Genomic DNA, 6,483 nt, shown 5'->3' with positions numbered 1-6,483 from the left:
AAATGATATTTTTTCCAAAGGCGACATAATTATAGAAGATGATGTGTGGATAGGTTCAAATTGCGTAATTCTATCTGGAGTAACAATAGGCCGAGGAAGTGTTATTGGGGCGGGAAGTGTGGTAACTAAAAATATTCCAAAATATTCCATAGTTGGTGGAAATCCTGCAAAGGTTATTAAAAATAGATTTAATCACGAAACTATTTGCTTGATTGAAAACCTGAAATGGTGGGATTGGGGTATCGATAAAATTAAGTCCAATAAGGATTTGTTTCAGCTAACAGAAGATGAAATTAATCTTCGATTTGGGGATTTGAGTGGCAATGATTAGTTTCATTATGATGGCATACAATGTTGAAAAATACATTGCAGATGCTATAGTAGAGCTTCAAAAGGAAAATGAAGTAAAGTGGGAACTTATAATCGTGGATGACTTCTCGACTGACAGCACTTTCGAGGTGGCAAAGAGATTTGCAGATGGCGATGAGCGAATAAAGTTGGTAAAAAATACATCTAAGGGGAAAGTCACAGGAACTAATTATGGGTACAGTTTGACTAGTGGTGATATTATAAAATGTATTGATTCTGATGATGTGTTGCTGCAAGATTTTTTTAGAGAATATGAAAATATGAAAAAATATGATGCTCATTGTCATAGTGCTTTTATTGCTGACCATAAATTGAATACTCGAGCAATTTATAATATAAATCCACTTTTGATATCCAAAGGGTTTGAATTTGTATTGTCTAATCTAGTAAGTTTTCCAAAGTGGTCATGGTCTTTTAGTCGCAAAATTGCAGAAAAAATATTTCCAATGCCAGAAACTTTACCTTTTGAAGATGTGTGGATAGCTTTAACTGTTAAAAAATACTCTAAAAATGTATATGTTATCGATAAGCCAATATATCTTTACAGACAACATGATAATCAAACTTTTGGTGGCATCATCAACTATAGTAAAGAAAAAGTTATTTTTAGAGCTAAAAGGCTTCTAGCGCTTATGGATGTTCTTGAAAATGAACCTAGGGTATTTAAAGGGTTTGAGAAAAATATTTTTGATTCAGCAAGGGTTTACAATAGGCTGATGAGCAAAGAGAGATTGTCTGTGTGGGATGTTTTAATATCAGAGCTTAGAGCCATGGCAAAATTTAAAATTATTTTAATCAAAAAGTTCCCTATGCTAGCAAAATATGCAACAATCCTAAAGTGGAAATTAGATGCGCTACTTAGCAAAAATTAACCTAAGTAGTATTTGCTTCTCATTGGTTTGCCTAGGACTCTTTGTGTTTCCAATAAGTTACGAGCTTGTGCCATCTGTGCGATTGCTGGATGTTGTTTTATTGGTTTTGCTTCCATTGTTTATTTTTTCAAATCCAAAGCTAGACAAGAGTCAATTGCTCATTGTTTTTGTAGTGGCCGCGATTTTTTTTCTTTCAAGTTTTTTCAGTTTACTTTCTGGTGCCTCTTTTGAGTTCTCTCGAGTTGGGTTTATTTATAAATATATACTCATCTTCACTGTACCATGGATTCTTGTTTCTATTGTTGAAACCAAGAGGCAAGTAAGTGCAGTGAACTGGCTATTGCTGATAGGTTTTATTTTTTTAAGTAGTTGGACATATATGTACTCGTTTCTTTTAAGAAGCGATGTGATAGATGGAAGCCTTAGGCCGTCTTTTCCTTTCTCGAGTGACTATATGGAATCAGACGCGCATTTATATTCTTCATATCTTGGTTTTTTCACTGTTGCGTATCTGTTTTATCTTAGAAAGTATTTCAATCATAGCATGATAATCTCCTTTCTTATTTTGTCAAATGCAATGGCAGGCCTATTATTGACAGGTAGTAGAACGGGCTTGCTTTTAGTGGGTCTATCTATTTTATTATATAGCTTTTATTTTATTTTTAAATTTTTTAATTCAAAAAAAACATTAATTACTGAAAAAAAAATACTTATTTACTTCGTCTTGTTTTTGCTTCTTTTATTTTTTCTCACGACCTTTTTTATGCCATTTGTTGATACTTTTCTTAGTGGCAACCAATGGTTGATTCAGCGGGCTTTAAATTTTGACTTAGTTAATGACCAGAGTTCTCAGGGAAGAATCTATAAGCTAATGGTTGGCATTAGTGATGCGGAGTATTCAGGCTTGCTTTTAGGTGCTGGGTTGAATAGTTCGCTTGTGTGGTACGATGGATTGTTTTCCATACTATTGGCACACGGTGGGCTTTTGTTTGTCTTTTTTATTTTTTTATTTTATTACCTTATAGTTAAAAAAGCGTCTAATGGCGCAATCAGACAAAAAGATTTCTCACTCTTTTTACTATTGGTGGTTTTGTATCTCATTGCTAATATTATAACTGAGTACGTTTTTGTTTCCAGAAATGCTTTTCCGGTCTTGGTTATGCTTTCCGTATTGTATCTGAGCATTTCAGAACCACGGTTAAATACCGTGAGTAAAAATAAAATCAAAAAAGATAACAGTTGAAAACTAGGTCAAAAATCTCCATCATCACCGTAGTCTGGAATAACGCCGCCACAATAAAAGATGCCATAGAATCAGTCTTGTCGCAAACATACGATAACATCGAATACATCATCATAGACGGCGCTAGCACCGATGGTACGGTTGAGATCATCAAAAGCTACGGCGACAAGATAGCCGCGTTTGTGAGCGAACCCGACCGCGGCTTGTACGATGCCATGAACAAAGGCATCGCCTTGGCTACGGGAGACATCGTGGGTATCCTCAATAGCGATGATTTTTACATCAACCCTCACGTGCTTGAAGATGTAACATTGGCTTTTGAACAAAGCCAATGCGATGCACTCTTTGCAGATTTGGTTTTTGTCCATCCTGCAAATCTTGAAAGAGTCGTGCGCTACTACGACAGCAGCCATTTCTCGCCTGAGAAATTCGCCTACGGATGGATGCCGGCACACCCCACCTTCTTTGTGAAGCGCTGGGCCTATGAGCGCCATGGGGTCTTCCGCACAGACCTAAAGATAGCCGCAGATTTTGACATCTTGGCTCGGTTTTTGTACACACACCGACTAAAGTATATGTATCTTAACAAAGTGCTAGTCAAAATGCGCCTAGGAGGTGTCAGCACCTCGCCAAGCAGTCTTTGGATCAACAATATGGAGCAAGTGCGCGTCTGTAAAGACAACGGCATCAATACAAACATCTTCAAAATCATGTCACGCTACCCACGAAAGATACTGGGTCTGTTTAAGAAATCTCAAGGAGTGTCTTGATGACCAAGCTCTTCATCACGGGTGCAAGTGGTTTCATTGGAGGCTATTTTATCAATGTGTATCAAGACAAGTACAGCATTCAGGCATTTAGTTTTTTGCATGATGAAATTGAGGCTTTACATGTAAAAGGTGTGGACGCGGTATTGCATCTCTCTGCGCTTGTGCACCAAATGGGTGGAGCGAGCGAGGAGGAGTACGAGAGAGTCAATGTTGCCCAAACCTTGCATCTTGCTCAAAAAGCAAAAGCATCTGGCGTAAAGCAGTTTGTCTTTATGAGCACAATCGCTGTGCATGGTGAAGACAGAAAGGCGATAGATGAAAACACCGCCTGCGCTCCAGTTTCACCCTATGGAAAAAGTAAGCTAAGTGCAGAACGAGAACTCCTGAAATTAGAAGATGAGTATTTTAAAATCAGTATCATTCGCCCGCCGATGGTGTATGGCAAAAACGCCCCAGGAAACATCCAAAGCCTCACGCGCCTCATCCAAAAACTCCCCGTTTTGCCCTTTGGTGGCATCCACAACAAACGCAGTTTTGTTTACGTGGGCAACCTGTGCCATCTTGTCAATGAGGTCTTGATGCAGCAAAAAAGTGGTACTTTCCTGTGCGCTGATGATGCGCCTTTAAGCACCACGCGCCTGTGTGAACTCATCGCCCAAGGTCTTGGCAGAAAAGTCTGGCTCATTAGGATTCCATTTTTTAAAACCGCACTCAAATTATTAAAGCCCGCCATGCACCAACGGCTTTATGGCAACCTCGAGGTGGACAACACTGCTAGCAAAAACACCCTAAGCCTTAAAAACCCCTACAGCACAGAAGAGGGCATCAAGCTGATGCTACAGAATGAGACCAAGTAAACACCTTTTTAAGCCCTAAAACACTATACTTTCTCTCTATTTCACCAAGGAAACACGTATGAATGAAACCTCAAAACCTATCCTTCAAGAAGACGAAATCGACCTGCGAGAACTTTTTAAAACCCTTTGGGACAAAAGAGTATTTATTGCCCTCTTTACATGTAGCGTAACGGCGTTAGCCATTGTTTATGCGCTTTTTCAAAACCCAACACCCCTTTACAAAGGGACAGTTTTTGTTGAAATTGGAGAGATTCAAAGGGAAAACTTCCAAGCAAGCCTGCTAGACCACCCCTCAAACTTGGCAATAATTTTGGAGCGAGAAAAGGGCGTACAAGCAACTGTGCCAAAGGGAAGCGTTAGTATTTTGGAGGTTCAAAAAACAGACACAGATGTCTCGCGCATCAAAGAAAGTTTAGGTGCTGCAATAGAGTTTATTATGCAGAGACATCAGGAAAAAGCTGCGTTTCATGAAAACGTCATCATGACAAAACAAATCGGAGAGATTAGCGCCGGAACCACGCCAATCAATACACCCAAAAAACAACTCCTCATCGTAGTGGGTGCCATGACGGGTTTTATCTTTTCCATTTTTCTTGTTTTTCTGATGCAATTCATCCGCGGGGATGAAGCTACTGCAAGCAAGGCCTAGCGGGTTATGACCTACTCTGAACTCTTTGCCATCATTCTGTGTTTTCTCGTTGTGCTTGGCCTTTTGTGGTCGCTCCTCATTTCGCAAAAACGCATCAAAACCCTTGAAGAAAAACTAGCGTTAACCAAAGAGGAACAGGCGGCTACGTTATTGCATGAACGTACCCAAAACGCTACCTTGGAAGCCAGACTACACGCCCAAAACGAAGCGCACGCCAAGCTTCAAGAAAGCTTTGCTGCCCAAGAAAAACAACTTTCCCTAAACCTCCACGCCATCATGCAAGAAGGCCTTGAAAACAAACTCAAAAAGTTCGATGAAACCTCTTTAAAATCCCTCGACACCTTGCTCAAGCCCTTTAAAGAAAACCTCGATGCCTTCAAGCAACGCGTCGAGCGCGCCCAAGAATCCAGCACGGAAAAACTGGCCAAACTCTCCAAAGAGATCGAATTCGTCGCCAAGGCGGGGCTTGCCATCACCCAAGAAGCCCAAAATCTCACCGAAGCCCTCAAGGGCAAAAAACAAACCCAAGGCAGTTGGGGTGAGATGATTTTAGAAACCGTACTGGAGTACTCAGGACTCTTAAAAGGCGTGCACTACGAAACCCAAGAGAGTTACCGCGGGGAAGATGGCCGCACCAAACGGCCCGATGTCATCATCAAACTTCCCGCCAAACGCAGCATCATCATCGACTCCAAAGTCTCTTTGGTGGATTACGACGCCTTCATTCGCACCCAAACCCCCGAAGAAAAAATCCTTACATGTAAAGCCCTCGTGCGGGCTTTTCGCGCCCACATCGACACCTTAGAATCCAAAGACTACACCCACTACGAAGCAGGCACGCTTCAGTACGTGTTCATGTTCGTCCCCATCGAAGGTGCCTTTGCTTTGGCAGTCCAAGAAGACCCAACCTTGTACGAATACGCCCTCAAAAAGCACATTGCCATCGTCACGCCCTCGACGTTGACGGTCTCTTTGCGCACCATTTACCTCTACTGGCAAAGCGAACTTTCCTCGTCTAACGCCCAGCGACTCTTCGCGGAAGCGGGCAAACTGTACGACAAAATGAACGGCTTTGTGGAGAGTTTTGACCGTTTTGGCGCGCAGCTGCAAACCCTTCAAAACACCTATGAAAACGCGAGCAAGCAACTCACCCAAGGCCAAGGAAACGTCCTAGGTCGCGTAGAAAAGCTCAAAGCCCTAGGGGCTAAGACCACGAAAAACCTAAACGCCACCGCAACCTTCGACCACCAAGACTTCGACGAAGCCCAGTTTGAAGCACTGGAAAACAAAAAAGACTAAAAGCACCAAGGGTGCGCGGGCCTCCCGCCGAGGGAAACTTAGCGTTAGCGTAGACTTTGGAGCTTTGCTTCAAAGGCGTATTTAAAATAAAAGCAAGGGTGCGCGGGCCTCCCGCCGAGGGAAACTCAGCGTTAGCGTAGTCTTTGGAGCTTTGCTTCAAAGGCGTTATCCAAATAGTTTTCACGGTGCGATATTTTGCACCATTTTTTCAATTTTATGCTTTAATAACCCCATGATTTTACACATTGACCTAGATTGTTACTATTGTTCAGCGGAGCGCATTCGCAACCCTAGCGTGCGGGGCATTCCCTTGGCGGTGGGTGGCGGCAGTAGCGAGGGGATTTTTGGTGCGACTCCTGCGCAAACTACCCCGCGTGGCGTGGTGGTGACCTCTAGCTACGAAGCACGCGCGCGTGGGGTAAAT

The 6,483-nt window shown here is 42.2% G+C and carries 8 protein-coding genes; all 8 read left to right on the top strand.

The genetic code is table 11. From position 1 onward, the window contains the following. The coding region (locus JWV37_RS12365) for a CatB-related O-acetyltransferase (protein WP_205460166.1) at positions 1-331 on the top strand (331 nt) is incomplete at its 5' end. Further along, a complete protein-coding gene (locus JWV37_RS12360) occupies positions 324-1,241 on the top strand; it encodes a glycosyltransferase family 2 protein (protein WP_240332208.1) in 918 nt (305 codons plus the stop codon). The genes JWV37_RS12365 and JWV37_RS12360, both read left to right, overlap by 8 nt. Further along, positions 1,219-2,484, top strand: a complete 1,266-nt coding sequence (locus tag JWV37_RS12355; protein ID WP_205460162.1) for a hypothetical protein — start codon at positions 1,219-1,221, stop codon at positions 2,482-2,484. Before JWV37_RS12360 ends, JWV37_RS12355 begins: the two co-directional genes overlap by 23 nt. Next, complete coding sequence (locus JWV37_RS12350) at positions 2,481-3,254, top strand: glycosyltransferase family 2 protein (protein WP_205460160.1); 774 nt, start codon at positions 2,481-2,483, stop codon at positions 3,252-3,254. The genes JWV37_RS12355 and JWV37_RS12350 overlap by 4 nt, the downstream gene beginning before the upstream one ends. Then, a complete protein-coding gene (locus tag JWV37_RS12345; RefSeq protein WP_205460158.1) occupies positions 3,254-4,111 on the top strand; it encodes an NAD-dependent epimerase/dehydratase family protein in 858 nt (285 codons plus the stop codon). The genes JWV37_RS12350 and JWV37_RS12345 overlap by 1 nt, the downstream gene beginning before the upstream one ends. A 58-nt stretch (positions 4,112-4,169) precedes the next feature. Further along, the gene (locus JWV37_RS12340) at positions 4,170-4,760 is read left to right on the top strand and encodes a Wzz/FepE/Etk N-terminal domain-containing protein (protein WP_205460156.1); all 591 of its coding nucleotides are present in this window, start codon (positions 4,170-4,172) and stop codon (positions 4,758-4,760) included. Positions 4,761-4,766: 6 nt separating this feature from the next. Further along, on the top strand, positions 4,767-6,059 hold the full coding sequence (locus tag JWV37_RS12335; RefSeq protein ID WP_205460154.1) for a DNA recombination protein RmuC: 1,293 nt from the start codon (positions 4,767-4,769) through the stop codon (positions 6,057-6,059). Positions 6,060-6,291: 232 nt separating this feature from the next. Further along, a partial coding sequence (locus JWV37_RS12330) for a Y-family DNA polymerase (protein ID WP_443081668.1) occupies positions 6,292-6,483 on the top strand: 192 nt, incomplete at its 3' end.

Source organism: Sulfurospirillum tamanense, assembly GCF_016937535.1.
In the GTDB taxonomy this organism is placed as follows: domain Bacteria; phylum Campylobacterota; class Campylobacteria; order Campylobacterales; family Campylobacteraceae; genus Sulfurospirillum_B; species Sulfurospirillum_B tamanense.
Note: the sequence above shows the minus strand (reverse complement) of the source record. Positions and strands in the feature narration are given on the sequence as shown.

What these genes read in the sequence shown, in the direction of transcription:
- JWV37_RS12360 (WP_240332208.1), top strand. Translation starts at nt 324, where the DNA reads ATGATTAGTTTCATTATGATGGCATACAATGTTGAAAAATACATTGCA.
- JWV37_RS12355 (WP_205460162.1), top strand. Translation starts at nt 1,219, where the DNA reads ATGCGCTACTTAGCAAAAATTAACCTAAGTAGTATTTGCTTCTCATTG.
- JWV37_RS12345 (WP_205460158.1), top strand. Translation starts at nt 3,254, where the DNA reads ATGACCAAGCTCTTCATCACGGGTGCAAGTGGTTTCATTGGAGGCTAT.
- JWV37_RS12340 (WP_205460156.1), top strand. Translation starts at nt 4,170, where the DNA reads ATGAATGAAACCTCAAAACCTATCCTTCAAGAAGACGAAATCGACCTG.
- JWV37_RS12335 (WP_205460154.1), top strand. Translation starts at nt 4,767, where the DNA reads ATGACCTACTCTGAACTCTTTGCCATCATTCTGTGTTTTCTCGTTGTG.